Annotated in this window: 25 protein-coding genes and 1 pseudogene; 21 read left to right on the forward strand and 5 right to left on the reverse strand. The window is 33.1% G+C overall.

Going from position 1 to position 18,893, the window contains the following annotated elements:
* From ORH16_RS17695 to ORH16_RS17715, 5 genes are all read left to right on the forward strand, one after another.
* Complete coding sequence (locus ORH16_RS17695; protein ID WP_265460221.1) at positions 1-660, forward strand: ABC transporter ATP-binding protein; 660 nt, start codon at positions 1-3, stop codon at positions 658-660.
* 18 nt (positions 661-678) lie between these two features.
* The gene (locus ORH16_RS17700; protein WP_265460222.1) at positions 679-1,890 is read left to right on the forward strand and encodes an ABC transporter permease; all 1,212 of its coding nucleotides are present in this window, start codon (positions 679-681) and stop codon (positions 1,888-1,890) included.
* Positions 1,891-2,457: 567 nt separating this feature from the next.
* A complete protein-coding gene (locus ORH16_RS17705; protein ID WP_265460223.1) occupies positions 2,458-3,117 on the forward strand; it encodes a response regulator transcription factor in 660 nt (219 codons plus the stop codon).
* Complete coding sequence (locus ORH16_RS17710) at positions 3,114-4,493, forward strand: sensor histidine kinase (RefSeq protein WP_265460224.1); 1,380 nt, start codon at positions 3,114-3,116, stop codon at positions 4,491-4,493. Before ORH16_RS17705 ends, ORH16_RS17710 begins: the two co-directional genes overlap by 4 nt.
* Before the next feature lie 56 nt (positions 4,494-4,549).
* Positions 4,550-4,915 carry a hypothetical protein gene (locus ORH16_RS17715; protein WP_265460225.1) on the forward strand — a complete coding sequence of 122 codons (366 nt, stop codon included), beginning with the start codon at positions 4,550-4,552 and terminating at the stop codon, positions 4,913-4,915.
* An 80-nt stretch (positions 4,916-4,995) separates the two neighbouring features.
* On the opposite strand, the gene ORH16_RS17720 is transcribed toward ORH16_RS17715, so the two are convergent.
* Positions 4,996-5,277 carry a hypothetical protein gene (locus tag ORH16_RS17720; RefSeq protein WP_265460226.1) on the reverse strand — a complete coding sequence of 94 codons (282 nt, stop codon included), beginning with the start codon at positions 5,275-5,277 and terminating at the stop codon, positions 4,996-4,998.
* 187 nt (positions 5,278-5,464) lie between these two features.
* On the opposite strand from ORH16_RS17720, the gene ORH16_RS18995 reads away from it, so the two are divergent.
* Together ORH16_RS18995 and ORH16_RS17730 are read left to right on the forward strand one after the other, a co-directional pair.
* Positions 5,465-5,857, forward strand: coding sequence for a hypothetical protein (locus tag ORH16_RS18995; RefSeq protein WP_416207880.1), 393 nt, complete (start codon positions 5,465-5,467; stop codon positions 5,855-5,857).
* The gene (locus tag ORH16_RS17730; protein WP_265460228.1) at positions 5,847-6,188 is read left to right on the forward strand and encodes a hypothetical protein; all 342 of its coding nucleotides are present in this window, start codon (positions 5,847-5,849) and stop codon (positions 6,186-6,188) included. Before ORH16_RS18995 ends, ORH16_RS17730 begins: the two co-directional genes overlap by 11 nt.
* A 316-nt stretch (positions 6,189-6,504) precedes the next feature.
* Here ORH16_RS17730 and ORH16_RS17735 read toward each other — a convergent pair whose 3' ends face one another.
* Together ORH16_RS17735 and prgP are read right to left on the reverse strand one after the other, a co-directional pair.
* Complete coding sequence (locus ORH16_RS17735) at positions 6,505-6,786, reverse strand: hypothetical protein (protein ID WP_265460229.1); 282 nt, start codon at positions 6,784-6,786, stop codon at positions 6,505-6,507.
* Complete coding sequence (gene prgP / locus ORH16_RS17740; RefSeq protein WP_265460230.1) at positions 6,773-7,672, reverse strand: ParA superfamily DNA segregation protein PrgP; 900 nt, start codon at positions 7,670-7,672, stop codon at positions 6,773-6,775. Before prgP ends, ORH16_RS17735 begins: the two co-directional genes overlap by 14 nt.
* A 380-nt stretch (positions 7,673-8,052) precedes the next feature.
* Between prgP and ORH16_RS17745 the strand changes: the two genes are divergently transcribed.
* The 14 genes and pseudogenes from ORH16_RS17745 (at position 8,053) to ORH16_RS17810 (ending at position 16,190) form a co-directional block, all read left to right on the forward strand.
* Entirely contained in the window at positions 8,053-8,556 is a 504-nt protein-coding gene (locus ORH16_RS17745; RefSeq protein WP_265460231.1) for a helix-turn-helix domain-containing protein, read from the forward strand.
* 12 nt (positions 8,557-8,568) lie between these two features.
* Complete coding sequence (locus ORH16_RS17750) at positions 8,569-8,946, forward strand: hypothetical protein (RefSeq protein WP_416207879.1); 378 nt, start codon at positions 8,569-8,571, stop codon at positions 8,944-8,946.
* A 205-nt stretch (positions 8,947-9,151) separates the two neighbouring features.
* Positions 9,152-9,298 (forward strand): hypothetical protein, encoded by a 147-nt coding sequence (locus ORH16_RS17755; RefSeq protein ID WP_265460232.1) that lies wholly within the window; start codon positions 9,152-9,154, stop codon positions 9,296-9,298.
* A 209-nt stretch (positions 9,299-9,507) separates the two neighbouring features.
* Positions 9,508-9,741 carry a hypothetical protein gene (locus tag ORH16_RS17760; protein WP_265460233.1) on the forward strand — a complete coding sequence of 78 codons (234 nt, stop codon included), beginning with the start codon at positions 9,508-9,510 and terminating at the stop codon, positions 9,739-9,741.
* Between the two features lie 270 nt (positions 9,742-10,011).
* The gene (locus ORH16_RS17765) at positions 10,012-10,452 is read left to right on the forward strand and encodes a hypothetical protein (RefSeq protein WP_265460234.1); all 441 of its coding nucleotides are present in this window, start codon (positions 10,012-10,014) and stop codon (positions 10,450-10,452) included.
* An 80-nt stretch (positions 10,453-10,532) separates the two neighbouring features.
* Positions 10,533-10,778, forward strand: coding sequence for a FitA-like ribbon-helix-helix domain-containing protein (locus ORH16_RS17770; protein WP_265460235.1), 246 nt, complete (start codon positions 10,533-10,535; stop codon positions 10,776-10,778).
* A 1-nt stretch (position 10,779) separates the two neighbouring features.
* Positions 10,780-11,220 (forward strand): hypothetical protein, encoded by a 441-nt coding sequence (locus ORH16_RS17775; protein WP_265460236.1) that lies wholly within the window; start codon positions 10,780-10,782, stop codon positions 11,218-11,220.
* Between the two features lie 318 nt (positions 11,221-11,538).
* Positions 11,539-11,682, forward strand: a complete 144-nt coding sequence (gene pepG1, locus ORH16_RS17780; RefSeq protein ID WP_265460237.1) for a type I toxin-antitoxin system toxin PepG1 — start codon at positions 11,539-11,541, stop codon at positions 11,680-11,682.
* A gap of 497 nt (positions 11,683-12,179) precedes the next feature.
* Positions 12,180-12,716 (forward strand): annotated as a pseudogene (locus ORH16_RS17785) (N-6 DNA methylase); the annotation flags it as partial.
* Complete coding sequence (locus ORH16_RS17790; protein ID WP_265460238.1) at positions 12,709-13,020, forward strand: hypothetical protein; 312 nt, start codon at positions 12,709-12,711, stop codon at positions 13,018-13,020. The pseudogene ORH16_RS17785 and the gene ORH16_RS17790, both read left to right, overlap by 8 nt.
* A gap of 29 nt (positions 13,021-13,049) precedes the next feature.
* Entirely contained in the window at positions 13,050-13,304 is a 255-nt protein-coding gene (locus tag ORH16_RS17795; RefSeq protein ID WP_265460247.1) for a restriction endonuclease subunit S, read from the forward strand.
* Positions 13,305-13,628: 324 nt separating this feature from the next.
* On the forward strand, positions 13,629-14,231 hold the full coding sequence (fic, locus tag ORH16_RS17800) for a protein adenylyltransferase Fic (RefSeq protein ID WP_265460240.1): 603 nt from the start codon (positions 13,629-13,631) through the stop codon (positions 14,229-14,231).
* A 165-nt stretch (positions 14,232-14,396) separates the two neighbouring features.
* Positions 14,397-15,416, forward strand: a complete 1,020-nt coding sequence (locus tag ORH16_RS17805) for a hypothetical protein (RefSeq protein WP_265460241.1) — start codon at positions 14,397-14,399, stop codon at positions 15,414-15,416.
* 573 nt (positions 15,417-15,989) lie between these two features.
* Entirely contained in the window at positions 15,990-16,190 is a 201-nt protein-coding gene (locus ORH16_RS17810) for a hypothetical protein (RefSeq protein WP_265460243.1), read from the forward strand.
* Between the two features lie 220 nt (positions 16,191-16,410).
* Here the strand turns inward: ORH16_RS17810 and ORH16_RS17815 are convergent, their stop codons facing one another.
* Entirely contained in the window at positions 16,411-16,704 is a 294-nt protein-coding gene (locus ORH16_RS17815; RefSeq protein ID WP_265460244.1) for a BRCT domain-containing protein, read from the reverse strand.
* Between the two features lie 460 nt (positions 16,705-17,164).
* On the reverse strand, positions 17,165-17,356 hold the full coding sequence (locus ORH16_RS17820) for a hypothetical protein (protein ID WP_265460246.1): 192 nt from the start codon (positions 17,354-17,356) through the stop codon (positions 17,165-17,167).
* Positions 17,357-18,893: the final 1,537 nt, after the last annotated feature.

Genomic DNA, 18,893 nt, shown 5'->3' on the forward strand with positions numbered 1-18,893 from the left:
GTGTTGAAATTAACTAATATTTCGAAATCATATAAACAGGGAGACTCACAAATTTCTGTATTAAAGAATATCAATCTTACAATCAAAAAGGGAGAATTTTGTGCAGTCATGGGACCTTCAGGTTCGGGTAAATCCACATTAATGAATATTTTGGGTTGCTTAGATTTGCCAACTGAGGGAATCTATGAACTCGATAAACAAAATATCGCTGAGCTATCTGAAAATCAGCTTTCTGATATACGAAATAAAAAAATAGGTTTTATTTTCCAGAATTTTAACCTGATGCCGCGTTTAACAGCACTTCAAAATGTAGAATTACCACTCATATATTCCAAAATTTCAAAGGAAGAACGAAAAATAAGAGCGCTACATTTGTTGTCAGAAGTTGGGCTTTTTGATCGGAAAAATTTTTTTCCATCAGAATTGTCAGGAGGACAAAAACAGAGAGTCGCTATTGCTCGAGCATTGGTCACAAATGCTCCTATAATTTTGGCAGATGAACCAACGGGCGCGCTAGACACGACAACGGGAGAACAAATTATGACTATTTTGAAGGAATTAAATTACAAAGGCAAAACGATTATTGTTATAACTCATGAGTTGGAGATAGCTAATTATTGTGAACGGCTCATTGTGATTCGAGATGGTATTTTTCAATAAGAACAGGAGACTAAAGATATGGAAATGTTGGTTATTTCAATACGTTCTGTTTTTGCACATAAAATGCGGTCAATCTTAACGATGCTAGGAGTAATTATTGGCATTGCAGCTATCATTAGTATTTTTAGCATTATCGAAGGAAATACTGCTAATATGAAACGACAACTTCTAGGTGGAACAAACAATACAATGGAAGTAATATATGATCAAATATCTAGATTTGACAAAGGGGAAGCAAATAGTAGCCAAGCAAAAAAACCATTGTATATACCTGAAATATCGGATGAAATTTTAAAAGAACTAAAAAAAGATAGCGATTTAAAAAATATTGGGATTGGCTATGCGGTGAACCAAGCAGCTTTCTATAAAACTAAAACAATTTATGGTAAATTTTCAGCAGCAAGCTCAGACTATATCAATATGAAAAACTTAAAACTATTAGATGGACGAATGATTAATGACCAGGACCAAGTGCAACGAAAGCAAGTAATTATCATAAATGAAGAAATGAAAAAACAATTGCCTAAAGAGGTACAAATTGGTAGTTATATAGAGATTAATGGCACACCTTTTCAATTAATAGGTATTTACAGAGAAAAGTTGAATGAGCAAGTATATAATTCAGAAAAAACCGCTTTTGTACCATATAATCAGTGGAATAATATTTTTGAGACAATCGATAACCAACCAACAGTGTTAGTACAAACACAAAGTATAAACGATTTACAATTAGTTGCCACTAGAGTAGCTCAATCATTAAATAAAAAATTCCCTGAATCTGATTATGTTTTTGGTATTGAAGACTATGACCAGTATACACAACAGATGGAGGAGTTTAATAAATCAAACTTCTATTTACTAGCAGGGATTGCTAGCATTTCTTTATTAGTCGGTGGGATAGGTGTGATGAATATTATGCTAGTATCTGTTACAGAGCGTACACGAGAAATTGGAGTAAAAAAAGCGCTAGGTGCTCGGAGAACGCTAATTTTGCAGCAGTTCTTGGCTGAATCTGTCATATTAACCTTAATCGGAGGAATGATTGGAATTGTCACCGGAATAATCGCAGGTTTGGTTATCGTAAATATATTAGGATTTCCTTATATTATATCTGTGTTAGCAATTTTTGGAAGTTTAGCATTTTGTTGCTTGATTGGAATTTTATTCGGCTTACTACCAGCTATCAAAGCTTCAAAATTAAATCCTATTGAAGCATTACGTTTTGAATAGATACTCCTATATACCTGTTGTGCTAGTTAATTTTAAAAACATAAAATAGCTTTGCGATAAAATTAGCTCAAAACCAAAACGAAATGAGTGAATGTTCCATGCAAAGCCAACTACAGAATACCCAAAGCTATTCAGATTTTCAAACCACTTATCACACTATCTTAAAGAAGGTTGAAGGATTATATCGTAAATTTATCCCTGATTTAGTTCGTTTCAGACGAAATGTTGCCGAACAAAAAAGCCTGATTAAGTTATACAGTTGATTGATGAATAGAATTTTCGTGTTGGAAAAAACATAGGACTTTATTTAGAAATCCCAATGTAATTTGGCAACCCCTACTCTCCCTGGCAACGGGGTTCCAATTAAAATGGAAATGGATTTTTTTGAGATTTTTTTTTGAAGGGAACTAACTTTTCAAGGGTTTCAAAATAGGAAAAAATAGCTGTCCTGAGAAAAAATAGCCATCCTAAACAACACCAAACTGGAAAAGCTGTTAGGAAGTTTTTCAGTAAGAAATGTTATACTCGATCTGTTGGAATACTTTATAAGCTAAAGGGGAATAAATAATGAATGTATTGGTTGTAGAAGATGAAATTCTTATTAGTCAATTGATTCAAGATTTCTTAGTTGAATCTGGCTACAGTGTTTCTGTTTGCTTGGATGGTCAAGCTGCAGTTGAAAAATTCAACCAAAGTAAATTTGATTTAGTAATTTTAGATATAATGCTGCCAGGAAAAAATGGATTGGATGTTCTTAAGGAAATTCGTAATATGTCAGATGTTCCTATTGTTATGTTGACAGCATTAAGTGATGAACAAACACAAATTATTTGTTTTAATCAAAACATTGATGACTATGTGACAAAACCTTTTTCTCCTACAGTCTTAGTAAAAAGAGTGGAAAATATTTTAACTAGACGTAGTTTAAAAAGAGAAGATAAAATAGTCGTTGGAGAACTTGAAGTGTTTATGAATAACTGTGAAGTCAAATATAAAGGAAAAACTATTGAATTAACAAAAAAGGAGCTTGATATTTTTACCTGTCTTATTCAAAATAAAAATTCTATTGTCACAAGAAAAAATATTTTAAACTCTGTCTGGGAATACTATGACTTTGCAGATACGAGAATAATTGATAACCATATTCGAAATCTGCGCAAAAAAATACCAAATGTTAAAATCACTACCATTAAAGGGATCGGTTACAAATTTGAAGGTGTAATATGAAAATTTGGAAGAAAAATTTTTGTTATACATTGACTATTATTATGTCTACTATGTTGATATCAATAGCTTTTTTTTATTTTATGATTCCTGTTTATTATCAATTTAAGCAAAGTACCTCTCTTAGTAATGATCTTTCTGAAGCCATTGAAGAAATTGAAAAGATGCCAATTGAAGATGCTGTCAATTATTTAGAAAAAAATTTTAGTAATACTAACTGGGTGCTAACTGATGAACAGAATAATCAAATGTATACTGGCAATTTGATCAGATGGGATGATGAAGAAACCTCGAATATCAATAGTTTCGATGTCCCCAGTTCATTAGGAAGTTCAATTGTGGCTGAAAGAATAATAAAGGAGTTTTGGGACGATAATGGTGATAAATATTTTTTGAGTGGATTCACGTTAACACAACCTATAATAGAAGCAAGTAACGTTATGCTAGAATTACTTCCTATAATTTTATTAATAACATTGATCATAGGTATAGTCTCGACATATATATATTCAAGAAGTTCTACCAAACGTATTTTAAATATATCGGAAATAACAAATAAGATGGTAAAAAAAATAGATGTAGAATGCGATATTTCAGGAAAAGACGAGCTCGCTGGTCTAGCTAAAGATATCAATTTACTAAATAACACACTAAAAAATACGATAAGAGCTCTTGAAGTAGAAATTTCAAAAGTAGAAGAAATTGAGCGTAACAAGGAATATTTTGTTCAAAGTGCGGCTCATGAATTAAAAACACCAATAACTATAATGTCAGGTATTATTGAAGGAATGAGATTAAATGTCGGTCGCTATCAAGACAGAGAAAAATACCTTGAAATCTGTCAAGATTTGTTATCTACTCAACAAAATTTGATACATAACATATTTTCAGTTTATAAAGATGAGAGGATAAGTGAACAAGGTAAAGCAACAAAGTTTTCTCTTAAGAGCATTGTGGAAGACTTAGTTAAACCTTATAAAATTATTTCAGAGGCAAAGAGAAAACATTTTACAGTGGATCTTACCGAAATAAATATCATAGCAAATAAAGAACAAGTAGAGCGTTTGCTTTCTAATGTTATAACCAATGCATTTCAGTATTGCCAAGAAGATGGTCAAATTAATATTAAACTTAAGAAAAATTGTTTCATTATTGAAAATTCATGTAAACCTTTAGAACCTGAAATTTTAACTAAAATATTTGAACCATTTTATAGACCTGATTATGCTCGTAATCGTAAATTGGGAGGAAATGGTCTTGGTTTATTTATAGTCAAGCAAATTTTGGATACGAACAATTATACTTACAAATTTGTTCCAAACAACAAACAAAATGGGATGGTTTTTACGATTCAATTCAATAACTTTTATGAAAAATAAATCTTTAAAAATCTTTATAGTTTAAGAATCTATGAATGTAAAAGGAGTGTTCTATATTGAAAAAAATTTTTTTTATAGTATTTTTATTAGCAAGTATTGCTTTGACTGGTTGTCAGATCAATCATGCAGAAAAGGGGAATTTATCAATGAGTGATCAAACAACATCTTCGGTAAAAGAAACAAAAGGTCAGACAAGTTCTTCTAGCGATTTAGTAGGAAATGAAAGTAAGTATGCAACTGAAGGTGATGTGTTAAAAAAAGAGGATACAATGATTGAGCAAAGGTCTTATGTCCTATATACGTTTAAAGGTAATAAATCTGTAGCCCTTCCAAAAGATGTATCCCTTGAGGAAGCTAAAATTGATTTATCTGTTCTTCCAGAGATAGGAACACCAAAAGAAGAATTAGAAACAGGAAAATGAAGGTTGGATCAAAGTCGGGACCTTTTTCCGTTAAATGTGATCAGTTATAAAGAGCCAACAAAAACAATACTCTATCGTTTCTATATTTTTTGCTTAATAGAAGAAAGCTCAGCTTCCAGTTGAGCTCTTTTTGCTTTCTCTCTATATAAGGTAGCCACACTAATACCAGTTTTATTTGAAACGGTCTTGTGCTGCTTCAATAATTCCAGTGCTAACTCTAACTGGTCTTTGCTGAATTTTTTTTGTCGGCCTTCTCTGAAATTTGGATTTAGTGTAAAGGGCCACAATAAAATGTAGGAAAAAGGGCATTGAAAATGTAGGTTTTTGGCCATTAATAATTGTCTATTTAATCCAAATTTCATTATAGAATCTGGTCTAACTTGACTAAGAACCTTCTAAAGGTGTGATGTACGCCTTTAGAAAGCCTGAGAGGAAAGGATGCGGCTCAGCCAAAGGCTATCACACCTTAGTTCCAAGTAAAGTTATACCTAATATAGTGTTATTAAACGTACCTACATCTAATCTGCTTTTCATTGGCCTAAAACCTACATCTTTTTTTGGCCTTTTACAGACGGCTTTTCAAGGCAACAAAAAATATCCGCAACAGACCGCTCGAAACCACTTGCGGAAGCTGTTTTTCAGTTATTCCATAAATTTTATACGCCCGGCTGTTTTGTACGCAATATTTCCATTACTTGTGGTGGATTGGTTGAAAATGGAGCTTTTCAATTCTCTCTATTTGAAGAACCGGAGCAGCAATTGAAAGAAGAGAAACTCGACTCGCTCATTGACGAGATTCGTAATCGCTTTGGTTTTACGTCGATTGTGCATGGTTATTCTGCTTTAGAAGCTGGAACCGCAATTAAACGGGCGTCTCAGGTCGGTGGCCATGCAGGCGGCAGTGAAGGAATCAATCAAGGAGGAGCCAAAGATGAGTATTAAAGCTGAATTTTTTCGCCAGTATCGAGATAGAGGCTTGTTAAAGTATCAAGGCTTCTTTTTAAGTGAGCATACCGCTACCCTATCAAGCGACCACACAACTCGTCATACGTCAATCAAAGCTTTACCTCAACTCACAGAACAAGAATTACAAGACGTTATTGAGGAGGCATTACTAAAAGATCGAGCTGTTTTCATTCAGCTTGACGAAACGGATTTAGAAGGGAATGTCAGACCTAACGTGACAGGTAAATTAATTGGCTATGATGACGTGGCACTTTATGTGGGAACTACTGCAATCCCTTATGACACTGTTCGTTTAATCGGTTTATAAAATTTAAAGGAGTTACAGCATGGTTAAAATGAGTCATAGTAAGAAGAAAATTATCTCTCCTTCTTTTATCCCACAAATTCTTAATAAAAACTGGGAGACCAAAGAGTAAAATGAACTAGAGAAGCTGGTGAAGGATGTTGACAATAAGAATACAACACAAAAAGACAGCAGATGAAATAATCATCTACTGTCTTTACTTATAGTAAAATATAAAAAATAAAGTTTCTTTTAATGATAAAAAGCTACAGATTGAACCCGTATTTTTAATGACTATAAAAAGGATACAAAGATACAAAGATAAAAGGATACATGTATCTTATTTCGGGGTGAGGTTTTTAAGTATCCTTTGCTCTCTTTCAGACATTTTATTTTCTATATAAAAATGGACTACTTCATCTATAAATTCATAATTTTTTAAACTTTGCATGGTAGCTATTGTCTTAACAAGATTAAAAGTATCTTCACTCACTTTTATATTTTTTCTATTTTCAGATCCCAGCTTTTTTTTGCTATTAAGAATTACTTTATCTGTTCGACTTGTGTTTGCTTCCTGTTCAATTTCTGGACCTTTTGGTATGTCTCGATTAATTAAACCCATTAACATTCAGCTCCTTTCCAAGATTAGTTAATTTACTCTGAGTTAAAGAATACAAAGGTTGATACAAATAATTTGTAACGTCTCCTTCGTCTTCAAATAGTTTAATTCTTTGTTCTAACTCTTCAAAAATATCTGCAAATAGAGCAATCATTTTCTTGTCATGGTAGTCCTCGAATTTGAACCCTAACCTAGCATACCATTGTAATCTTGCATGATTTTGAATGATAGTATTAAATACATTATCTCTTCCAAAGGTTTCAATTGTTTCTTCAACTAATTTTTGGTGCATTGGTCTTTTTTGTTGCAACAATGCCGGTAGTACACCAGCGATCTGAATAGGTACTTGACTTCCAAAATCATCTACTAAAGTTTGCACATAATCGAAAATTAGTCTTTGACTACCTTCGAAAGAAAATTGTTGTGTTTCTTGAACAACAACTAAATAGTCACAACACACCATTGCGTTATCAACTTTTAAGTCTGTTGAAGGCGGAACATCAATAAAAATGTAATCATAATTGTTTTCGATTTTAGAGAGTAACTTTTTCAAATAAAATGTTCTATCTTTAGTATTATTAAAATTTTCAGTCAGAAACTCTGTATAGAGCCTCATATCATAGCCAGAAGGAATTAAATGTAAATTTGAGTTTAACTCAATTATAGAGCTTCCTAAATCACCGTCTTCTAATGCTGCCATAATAGTTTTTGGAATTTTTTCTAAATTAAAACTTTTAGATAAAAAAGCAGTAGCATTCGCTTGAAGATCAATATCTATAACTAATACCTTGTGCATTTTTACTAATGCAGCGACTAATGCAGTCATGCATGTATCTGTCGTTTTCCCAACCCCACCCTTTTGTTGACCGAAAATAATAGTCTTTGCCATATCAATTCCCCTTTTTCTGTAATATAAATTTAACATTGGATACATGTATCTTTGTATCCTTTTTCTTGTTTTCTAGTATAACTTAAAGTCAAACAAAAATAAATAGAAAATGTATCTTTTTTATAAGTATATAACATAAAGCTTGCTATAACAATAGAAACATCAAAGATACAAAGATACATAAAAAGATACAAGGATACATTTATCTTTGTATCTTTTTATCTTTCGCTACTTAGATACAAAGATACATAAATCTGTTCATCTACGCTATTGCAAATACTATCGAGCTATTATATGTTAAATGTATCTTTTTGCATTTATAGGTTTTAGCTCTCTACTATTACTCGTACACTACTAATATTTTAAAGGAGTTTTTAACAATGGAAAACTTAACTGAGAATTACCTAGAAACTCAAAATATAAATGCTAAAGGTTATGGTGTTATGCCAAAACTAGTAATGCAAGACATACGGTTGACTATTGAAGCAAAAGCTATTTATGCCTATATTGTAACTTATGCCGGGGCAGGAAATACCGCATTTCCTTCTCTAAAAAAAATATTATGTGACTTATCTATTGCAAAGAATAGATTTTACAAACATAGAAAACTTTTAATCGATTATGGCTATTTGTCTGTTACACAAGTGTTTAACGACAAGAGAGAAATCGTAAAAAACATTTACACCCTCAACCAATTCCCAAAAGAGCATACTAAAGAAGAACCAGTAGCGATTAATATTTCAAATAGCGACCCTATGGTTCAAAATGAACCATACCCTATTCATCAAAATAACGCACATAAAAGTACCAGTATTAAAATTAACACAATAAAAGATACAGATAAAAAAGATACTAAAGTGATAGATACTAACAAAGAACAGTAACTGGATCAAGAATTGTTAGCCAGCTTTCACTTGACCAATACGCAAACCTTTTTGACAGAGAACAGTTTAAAATTTATCGCCTTATTTTCTAAAACCTTTGACCAAGCTTATGAGACCGTTGGCATTATTCAGCGTGCCAAAAAGAAGGTGGAAAAAGAAACGGGTATTGTCGTCATCGGAGAAGATTGGCAAGAAGAAATCGAGTTACATTTACGGCGTGTGGTTCAAAAGATACGAACAGACCACACAATTAAAAATGCGGATAATTACATGTTTAAGAGCTTTTGCTATTTCTTTCAAGAGTGTTCGCACCGACTAATGACTACTTCTCAAAAAAGAAAAACACACGAAGTGCTTATGTACAATTTTTTGGAAGGAGAATCTTTGTGAAACGGGTAGAGAGCTTTAAGCTTGGAGACGTGTATATTGTAAAACCGAAGGATTTAACCAACTAGCGGAAATGCGTTTGTAGACTTTTGACTGGGATTCTCAACAATTTATTGCACGTTCTGGAAGGGCTGATCAGGCAGACTAGAAACGACAAAGTGCCGCCTAACAAAACTGAAAACAGGACAAGACAGAAAGAGAGGGACAAATGAATCAATTTGATGTGTATTGGATAAGTACACCAAATCCACTAGGGACTGTAGCTAATGGGTGTGAGCGAGATATTGAGGCCAATTCTGCACAAGAAGCACTTGAAGAATTACAAACACGAATACAACACAACGACGTCGGTTAGAAAATCATGTAGAAATAAAAGCTTATCGGATTGAAAGCCATCTAATTTATTAGTAGACACAAAAAGATAAGATACGTAATGAATTTGTTCTTGAGTTAGACCTAACAACTGAAAATAAAATCAATACAATTACCATGTATGATGTCCGATCTGGATACTAAAAGGGTAATTAAATTGACCAATAATCGTTAAAACGAAAGGAGGCTCTTATGGATGTTCCAAAGGTCAAGTTGACCACTTCAATACGAAAAAAATATTTGAAACGAACGGTTTTAATCGTCTTTATTTTGATTCTTTTTCAACTGAGTGGCGTTCTATCTGGTCTATTTCAGGCAGACAAAAGTACCCCTTTGTACATGACATTCTCACAAGGAAATGTTCCCATAACTTACTTAGCAAATGGCTATGACAAGGACGAAAATCAATTCATTTTTGCGTTTTAAATCCCTACAGATAAGACCAATCCGTTAGTAAGTTTTGAATTATTTGCGAAGGCAGATAAGATTACGGCGGACTATTTACCAACGGAAACGACAAAGGTTTATGAAGATTTTTTTATCGTTCGAGTACAACTTCCTACGAAGTGGAAAAAGATAAGTTATGAGCTTTTTCCGGTAGAAGAAGGCGTGGAACCGAGCCTGGCTGCAACGGATAAATTTGAATTGTTTAGCGACGGGTTAACAGACTATTCGCTCACTATACAAGAAGGAAAAGTGGCCTATTTAGAATCAAAAATTAAGCTAGCTGAAGACGAAAATGAGTCATACAAAACTAAAATTTCTGAGCTAGAACGAGACGTTGCGAAACTAGATTCTGCTAATTCTGATTTAGAAAAATCATATGAACAATTAGCTGAAGCGGACCAATCTGCTATCCAAGAAAAGATAGCTAGTAACACATCTACCAAGGAACAAAAGCTCAGTGAAGTGGCCGATATTGAGGAAGAAATTTCCTCGAATGAAGACAGGATAACCTCCTTTGAGCGGTTGCTGGAAGAAACGCACTCTCCAAAAATAGGTCCGGCAGATAAGCCCATATTTGCCGCATGTGAAAAAAAACTGGGCCCTAGAAAAAACCAAACCGCTCTGCGGTTTACTCCAATTTTGGGGTCAGGTTTCCCTTATGCTCTTACTAGATTTCCTTGTGAAATATGAAGATTCTATGAACATGTGTTGATGTACACTCGTTGTATTGAGTCGTTGTTCCATCTGAAAAATGAAATGAGGTGACCCCTATGGGCGAGATAAAAGTGAGAAATTTACCTAAACAAACCGTTGCAGCTTTAGACGAAAAAGCCAAACACGCAAACACTTCCAGAGAAGAATATGTGCGCCAATTGTTGGTGACACATGGTGAGTCAGCTAACCTACAAAACATGAGTCGGACTTATGATTCTCTTGTGCGTGAATGCTTGCTTGTCATTCAAGCAAACACGACTATGATGTCGGACTTAATTAAGACAATTGGATTGGAGGATTAACATGAAACTTACCTATCGAATCGACGTACGACTGTCGCCTGAGTCCACACCAAAAGCGTATGGATTTTGGTCGGAGTTTGAAGAATCCAATGAGGATTGTAAGAGCCATTCAGAACTTCTTATTCGGTTAATAGAGTTGTATAAAAGTGCCAGTTTGTTAAGCACCAACTTTGATCTTCTTTCCAACTTAACCGCAGAGAAACTGGCTCAGAAATTTAGAGTAATTGAACCTCGCACAGGTACTACGGAAAAAAATACCAGGGTACTTTTGGAAACAATGAATGGCTTACTCTTTCACTTGGGAATCAACGGGTTTATCACCACAGATCAGTTGCACACTCAAGCACTACAAGCGGCTGAAACAAAAGTCGCAAAAGATGTCGATAACATCAATAAACGTAACCTAGAAGCCAAACGTGAACGAGAAGCTGGTTCTTCATGAGCAACAGTAAAGTAGGAATAGTCACCGTCTCAAAATTTACCTTTAGTGGATCAAAAATCTATGGCTCCTATTTAGATTATATAGATCGTAATGAAGCGTTTCTGACAAATTTCAGTCGAGTTCAGCCCCTTTTCTAGGCGGCAACAGTATAGATATTTCAGACGACGATTTGTCTTTTTGATTTTTACAGGATAAAGCAACAAGCCTCGAAATTCTAAAGCTTGTTTTTCCGTTTGGAAGCTGACTAATTTTATTTATGATATACTAAACAGGTAGAAAAGTTATGACGGTGGCTATCTTTGAGAGGTGGTGGTGCTTATGAATGTAAGTGCTGAAATCTACGAAAGGAGAAGCCTTTTGTCTGCATTAGAGACAATTCAATTGTTATTGAGTTTTGGTATGTTTACCATTGCTTTGATAAAATTGATTGTGGAATTGCTTAAACACGACAAAAAGAAATAACCGTCAACTTTAGCAGGGCGACGATTATTTCTAAAATCTGTTAAAACTTGCTGCCGTCTTAAACGGTTCTACTTGGAGGGCATATTATCGTATGTCCTCTTTTATTATACTCATTTTAGCATAAAATTGCTGTGGATGAAAGGAACAAGTCCGTTTTGTAAACGATATTTTCTATTTATAAAACGACTTGTTCTTTATGTAGAATCTCTCAGTTGGATGAACGGGCCAACAGTTTTATAATCATTTTTTGCCTGACTCCTGGATAAAAAACTATCTCGTTGCTACATTAGGATATCTTTTTGCACCCTCCAGTATGATAAAATGAGACTAAACGGTGGGTTAAGGAGAAGTGGATGACTTACGAAAGTGAAGCAACGCTTGAAAAAAGGCTAATTCAATTATTGACATCTAATGGCTATGAACAAGTTAAGATTCCAGATGAAGAGGCATTACTCAAAAACTTTAGGCGACAGGTGAACAAGCACAATGAACAAGTACTTTATCATTTGGCTGATAATGGAACGATGGCTGTTGTTTTACCCCATGGGGTCTTGTTTAGAGGCGCAGCTGAGGGAACTATTCGCAAAGTATTAATCGATAACTATAACTATTTGGATGCCGTAATTGGCTTGCCTGCCAATATCTTCTTTGGGACTAGTATCCCTACCTGCATTTTAATCTTTAAGAAATGCCTTGAACACGATAAAGATATTTTATTTATTGATGCCTCTAACGAGTTTGAAAAAGGCAAGAATCAAAATCGGTTATCGGATGCACATGTGTCAAAGATAGTAGATACCTACAAAAATCGTGAAACGATTGACAAATATAGCTATGTGGCACCGTTAACTGAAGTTGCGGAGAATGACTTCAATCTAAATATTCCTCGTTATGTCGATACCTTTGAAGAAGAACCTGACATTGATTTACATGCCGTTCACCACCAATTACAAGCAATCGATAGAGAGATAGTGGAGAGAAATGCCGTATTGGACCAGTACTTTGAAGAATTAGAGGTGACCTGGCATGAGTAAACAACGAAAGGTACTAGAACTTCGCTTTCCGGGGTTTACTAATGATTGGGAACAGCGTAAATTCAAAGACAATATAGTATCAATTAAAACTGGAACTAACTTGTTGGGTACAGAGACAAACAGAGGGTTACCATTATTGAAGATGGGAAATATCCAACGTGGATATTTCTTATTTAAAAAATTAGAATACTTTGATGAAAAACAAACTATTGAACCTGAGAATATTGTTAAATTTGGTGATTTTTTATTTAATACTAGGAATACTTTAGAGCTCGTGGGAAATTTGCATACAATAGTAATATAGCCTGTTTTATATTTGCTGGGATTAATACAATATTTTTTAATTATCTCTATAACACTGAACAAATGTTAAATCAAGTGAATGCTAGAGCAGTTGGAACTACTAGTGTGGCAGCAGTTTATCCTCGTGATTTGAATTCAATTAAATACCTTTTACCTAGTATCGAAGAACAAGAGAGAATAGGTATATTTTTCAAACAACTCGACGATACTATCGCTCTTCATCAGCGTAAGTTAAGTTTACTACAAGAGCAGAAAAAAGCATTCTTGCAAAAAATGTTCGTTTGAACTCTATAAAGTATAGCTTATCAAATAATTAGATTACTATTAACAACAGTCGTATTAACTACATTTGGGTTTGGAAATATTACGATTATGTTTAGTAGAATATTTATAAAAATGCTAATGATGATAAATCTCTATGTTACTGGTATGTCAATGCAGCCAGAATCCTCTTATGGTGTAGTTAATCTTGGACTAGGTAGTTTTGGTTTGATTTCTTTTGGAATCTATAGCCGTTTTAAATTGATGTCCAACGAAGCAACATAGCTAAATGAACGACCTAAATTTTCCAAAAAATATTTTCATAAAATTTAACGATGAGGTGATACTTTGGTTTTAGACAATAAACTAGGACTAACAAATTCCGCTGAATTAGCGAAACAAGAAGAGCTATTAACAAAAAAGCGAGCCAAAGAGCTTTTTGAGTCTGGTAAGATAAATGACCTTGAAATTGGGACGTTTAAAGGATTAGCCGACATTCACCATTTTGTATTTCAGGATATTTACGACTTTGCAGGAAAAGTTCGCGAAGTCAATATTGCAAAAGGGAATTTTCAATTTGCGCCACGTATATTTTTAGAGCAGTCTTTAAATTATATCAATCAATTACCGCAAGAAACCTTTGATGAAATTATTGATAAATATTCAGATATGAATGCAGCTCACCCGTTTAGAGAAGGAAATGGCCGAGCAACTCGAATATGGCTAGATTTAATTCTGAAACATAAACTGCACAAAATAGTGGATTGGAATAAGATTGATAAAGATGAGTATTTAAATGCCACGATCCGTAGCACGGTAAGCACTAACGAACTAAAATATCTGATTCAACATGCCTTGACAGATGATTTGAGTAAAGAACAATTCTTTAAGGGAATTGATGCGAGTTATTACTACGAAGGCTATTACGAAATTAAGACTGAAGACATCTAAAATGGGAGTAGAAAAAACTTTGAACCAGAAACAAAAAAAGGGGATACAAACATGACTGAAAAAAATTTAGAACAACAAAACATGCAGCTGTTAGAGATACAAGGAGAGTCCAGAGAACAACTGATTCAAAAATTAGCTTAAAATTATCTTAGTACAGGAAGGTACATGAAAAACCAAATGAGTATTTCCCCAACAGTCATGTCAAGCGTAATTGCAACAAGTGGAATAGGCCTTACTGCTATTTCTTCAAGTTTTTCTTCAACATTGTTCATGGCAACAGCAAATCCAGATTTACTTATGAAACTGTCTAGTGGGGGAGTAGGATCTTCAGTTATGGGAAGTGGAGGTATTGTTGGTCAAGCTGGTTTTATTCCAGTGGCAGCCTCGTTACCTATAGTAGCCCCAATTATCGCTATGCAAGTAATGAGCACGTTAGTTATCATGGAACAATTCAAAGTCGTTAATAAAAAATTAGATGTTATCCAAAAAGAAATCGATCAAATTTTATTACGTCAAGAAGTAACAAGTATAGCTGATTTGTCTTCTGCTATTGACGTGGTAGATGAATTGTATACCCAGTATTCAACAATCGGTCATTTTTCCCAAGATATGATGATTCGATTGGCTTTAGTAGAAAGAGACGGTGGAAAGTTAAAAGCTCGTTATGAAATTCTTGATAGTCTCAATGAGAATACAGCTTCAGCATATAAAAACAGTGATGCTTACTTTACTCTTCTTTCTAGCTTATTGCTTTTACGTATTAAGTATTTAAGACTATGTTTAGATACTCAAGAAAATCCAGAATGCATTAAGTATTCTACAGTTAATTTTCAAAATATCTTAGAACATACATTATTTGTTTATGGAAATTTCCGTAATCGTAGTAAAGCACTAAAAAAATTGAATGATTCAGAAGGAGATTCCAATAATAAAAAAACTTCAGGTAAGCTAACTAAATTTATACAGAATGACACTAAAAAAGATCTTATTAGGGAAGAGTATATTTCAATGCTAGAAATTGAAAATAAAATAACTGAAGATTTTGGTTCTGCAATACAAGAAATGAGAAAACTTCAAAAAATTGATAATAGAAACAATTCAGATGCCAACTTGTTATATTGGCAAGACACGACTGGAGTACACTGCATTGCAACGAATGAAGATGTACTGTCTTTAAGTGACTAAATCGGTGCTTTTGTTCTTATTTACTCATAATAAAGTAATAACTTATTGAATATTGACGTATATTGGCCAATCCCAATCTACTAAAATAACAAGCTGACGGACATTCTAGATGAACCTAATAATCAAATGGCGGAAGCAAAGGAAGAACGTTATACGCATAATTTATTAGTGAAGAATGTAGATAAAAAAGAAAAAAACTGAATTGGAAGATTCCATTTATAGTTCAAATAATCTTGAAACAGGTTCAATTGGATTTAATAGAACCGGGAAGGCTGTCATATCAGCTGTTAATAGTATATTTGAAGCTAAAGTGGTACAAGTGTAGGTAATTACCATAATTTTGTTGCGATGTATGACGGATGGACAGACTGTGTTAAATATATTAAATACATTACAGTCCCAAGTACTTTGAAAAGTTATAGCACAACAACTTTTTCTAAAAAGATTTAACATATTTATGAAAGAGAGTTATTTACACAGATGAAAAACGCTCGTTTTACAATAGTAAGCATAATCTGTACAGTTTTCTTTCTTTTTATTATTCTGGTCATAATGAATAAAGGAGATAGTGAAATGAACGATTATCATGCCAATGAGTTACCTCCAGATTATATTGAAGCTAAAGTTGATTTAATAAAAGCAGAAGAAATTGATGTGATTATACTAAATAATAAATCGAATCATTATAATGCTGGAGAAAGGATTATTCTTGATTTTTCTTATCTATTGGATGATGAGGGGAGAAAGTTTTCTGTGAATAAGAAAGTTGCCTAGTTGTCTCAATTTAAAATAGGCGAACAAATATCTGTTGATGTTTCTGTAGGGGATACTTATGAAACTGATAATTTGAGATTTATAACAATAGAACGACCAACTTATATAAATATTCTCGACTAAGATTTTAATTTATAAATGTGAATACTATTTTAAACTCTAATCTTCAATTAAGACTTAAATAATAATTAATTAGCAAGACTGAATAGTAAATTAGTATCTAGCCTTGTTTTGACAGAAAAATATCCTTGATAAGCGCTAAAAATTGGGACTCCGTGAGATAAAGGATGTGCTGACCGCTAGATGTCAAGGTATCTGCTCTTTGTATCTTCTTTGAGGGTTTTTCTTCTTCTAACAAATTAACAGGTCGAGTACCAATTACTAAGATTGTCGTCTGTGTAGTGACGGCAGTCTGAGGTTTTCCATTAAGCGCATACACTAAAGCATGGGCTTGTTGTCGAGTAAAATGAGTTAAGGTGCCTGTAAAAACAACATACTGATTAAGTAGATCCATAGGGTATTCTCCAATCTATAAACAGAATAAAGAAAAAGCCACTTGCTCGTGATAACAAGTGGCCAGGGTTCCCGATATTTGGGGGTCGGGATAGAGTCAGTTTATCATAAAATAAAAAAACGTCAAATAGGCGAATAAAAAGTTATAGAGAGAATAAAAATCGTGGTATAATTTTAATGGGGCAGGCACATAAAGTTATCTCCTAAAGTTTAACGATATTTGATTCCGCATCTAGTAATTGTTGCCTGTCCCTTTTTTATAACAAGAGGTCACCAAGTGACTAAGAAAATTTCACAAACTTTAAGTTGGTGAAATTACTGGTAGGGCAGCTTTCCTTTTTTGTGAAACAATTAGAATTTGCATTTTCACAAAGTGAAGAGGAGTGAGCCTTACGGAAACGCGCTACTTTGGATAATCGACATTATGTCTACTAGCGGGTTAAATAACAAGAAATTTGGTTTTATATGAAATAAGAAACACCGTCTAAAAGTGTTATCGTCCCAAAGATTAAGTTTTTAAAGAAATTATATACTGCTTCTTTCGTTGCTTTTTTTGATGTTAATTCACTGGCTAAACCTGTAATAGCAGTGATTAAGTTCATGGTTACTATTAAAATTAAACCAACAAGCAAAAATATTTGTAGAATTTTCATGACAAACAACTCCTCTAATTATACTTTTTTCAAACTTAAATGCTTCATACATTTTGAATAATTGCCATATTTAAAAATTTTTCTCTCTTTTTTGCTTGATTTTGAAAACGATTATATTGATTAAGTGAGAAGTCGGGTTAAATCAAATTGAAAACGAATGAAATTCCCATTACAATTAATGCAAAACTGAAAATTATACCACTCCAAAGAGCGAGTGGTAAGAATGGAGAAGTATTCTGGTTCCCATGCTCTTTAGCAAAATTAAATGATTTGTAGGTTCTATACGCTTGATAGCCACCTAATATTACACAAATTAGTCCAATTATGATTTCTAACATACTACTCATCCTCTCCATGATAAATTCTCTTGTAAAACCTTCGGTAAGCGTTTACCATTAGATATATTATAACTCATTTTCTATGATTGAGTCTGTATAAAAAAATCTTTATAATTATATATACCAATAGAATAAACGGTGTTCAATTTGATGTTGCAAACATTTTTGAAAGAATAGATTTTGAGAAAACGACTAAAAAAGTAATTATTAATAGTTTATGAACTTGAGCATAGTTTTATCAGTAGAAAAGGGGTACTATGATGAACTTTATATATCAAATAGAAAGCAGATACGAAAAAATCTTTTACTATGAGTGCAAATTAAGAAAACTAAAAACAAGATCGTTTGTATCAAGATGCCTTTTTTACTTTTATACTAGGCGTGTACAGAAACTAAAAAATGAGATAGATAAATATACAAAGTAAGACATCTGATGTCAGCTATATTGGCTTACTGATATTTTAACCTGTGGAACTGTCTATGATCAATATGGCACTATTGCAAGTTTAAAAAAAGAATGCTCAGATAACACGTTGATCTTGCATGTAATTATAGAGAAGGGGTGCAAATGTAATATGGGTAAGAGCAGTAAAGATGAGATCAGCTACAAGATAAGTAAATACCAAGATTGGGTTATAATTTTATGTCTTATTATATTTTTAGTGGACTTTTTTGTCCAAATTTCAGGAATTTCCAATACTTTTTTATTGTTCTTCGCTCACTTCGTAGTTCCTACATTGGGCATATTACTATCGTTCATTTTAAAAAACTATTTATCTTTAACCTGGAAACAAGTAAAAAGTAGCCAAACCTTTGTATTTGTTTTTTCGGTAGGCCAAATGATAATGATGAATTTATGATTTTTTTTAAATATGTAATTTGTGTATCACTTCAATTTAATTCTTTCTTATGAATGGAATCGATAGTAGAATCTTACATATCGAAACCAGATAGTTTATATTTCTTCATAATATTCACTTGGTATAACGTAACTTATGTAAATTAAGAAGCTAGCTCTTTATGGGCTTGCTTCTTTTTATAAAGAGGACTATGTGAACTATATTTAGCAGCGACCATAGCTATGCTGACAACTACCTTATTTAACTTTGGTCATCTTCCCATACATAATCAGAGTAAAATTTTTGAAAGATAGTTTCTCGAGTAGTCTCATTTTTTTGAACAAAGTTTCTGCTATAGAC

This window comes from Enterococcus sp. HY326 (genome assembly GCF_026157065.1).
Classification (GTDB): domain Bacteria; phylum Bacillota; class Bacilli; order Lactobacillales; family Enterococcaceae; genus HY326.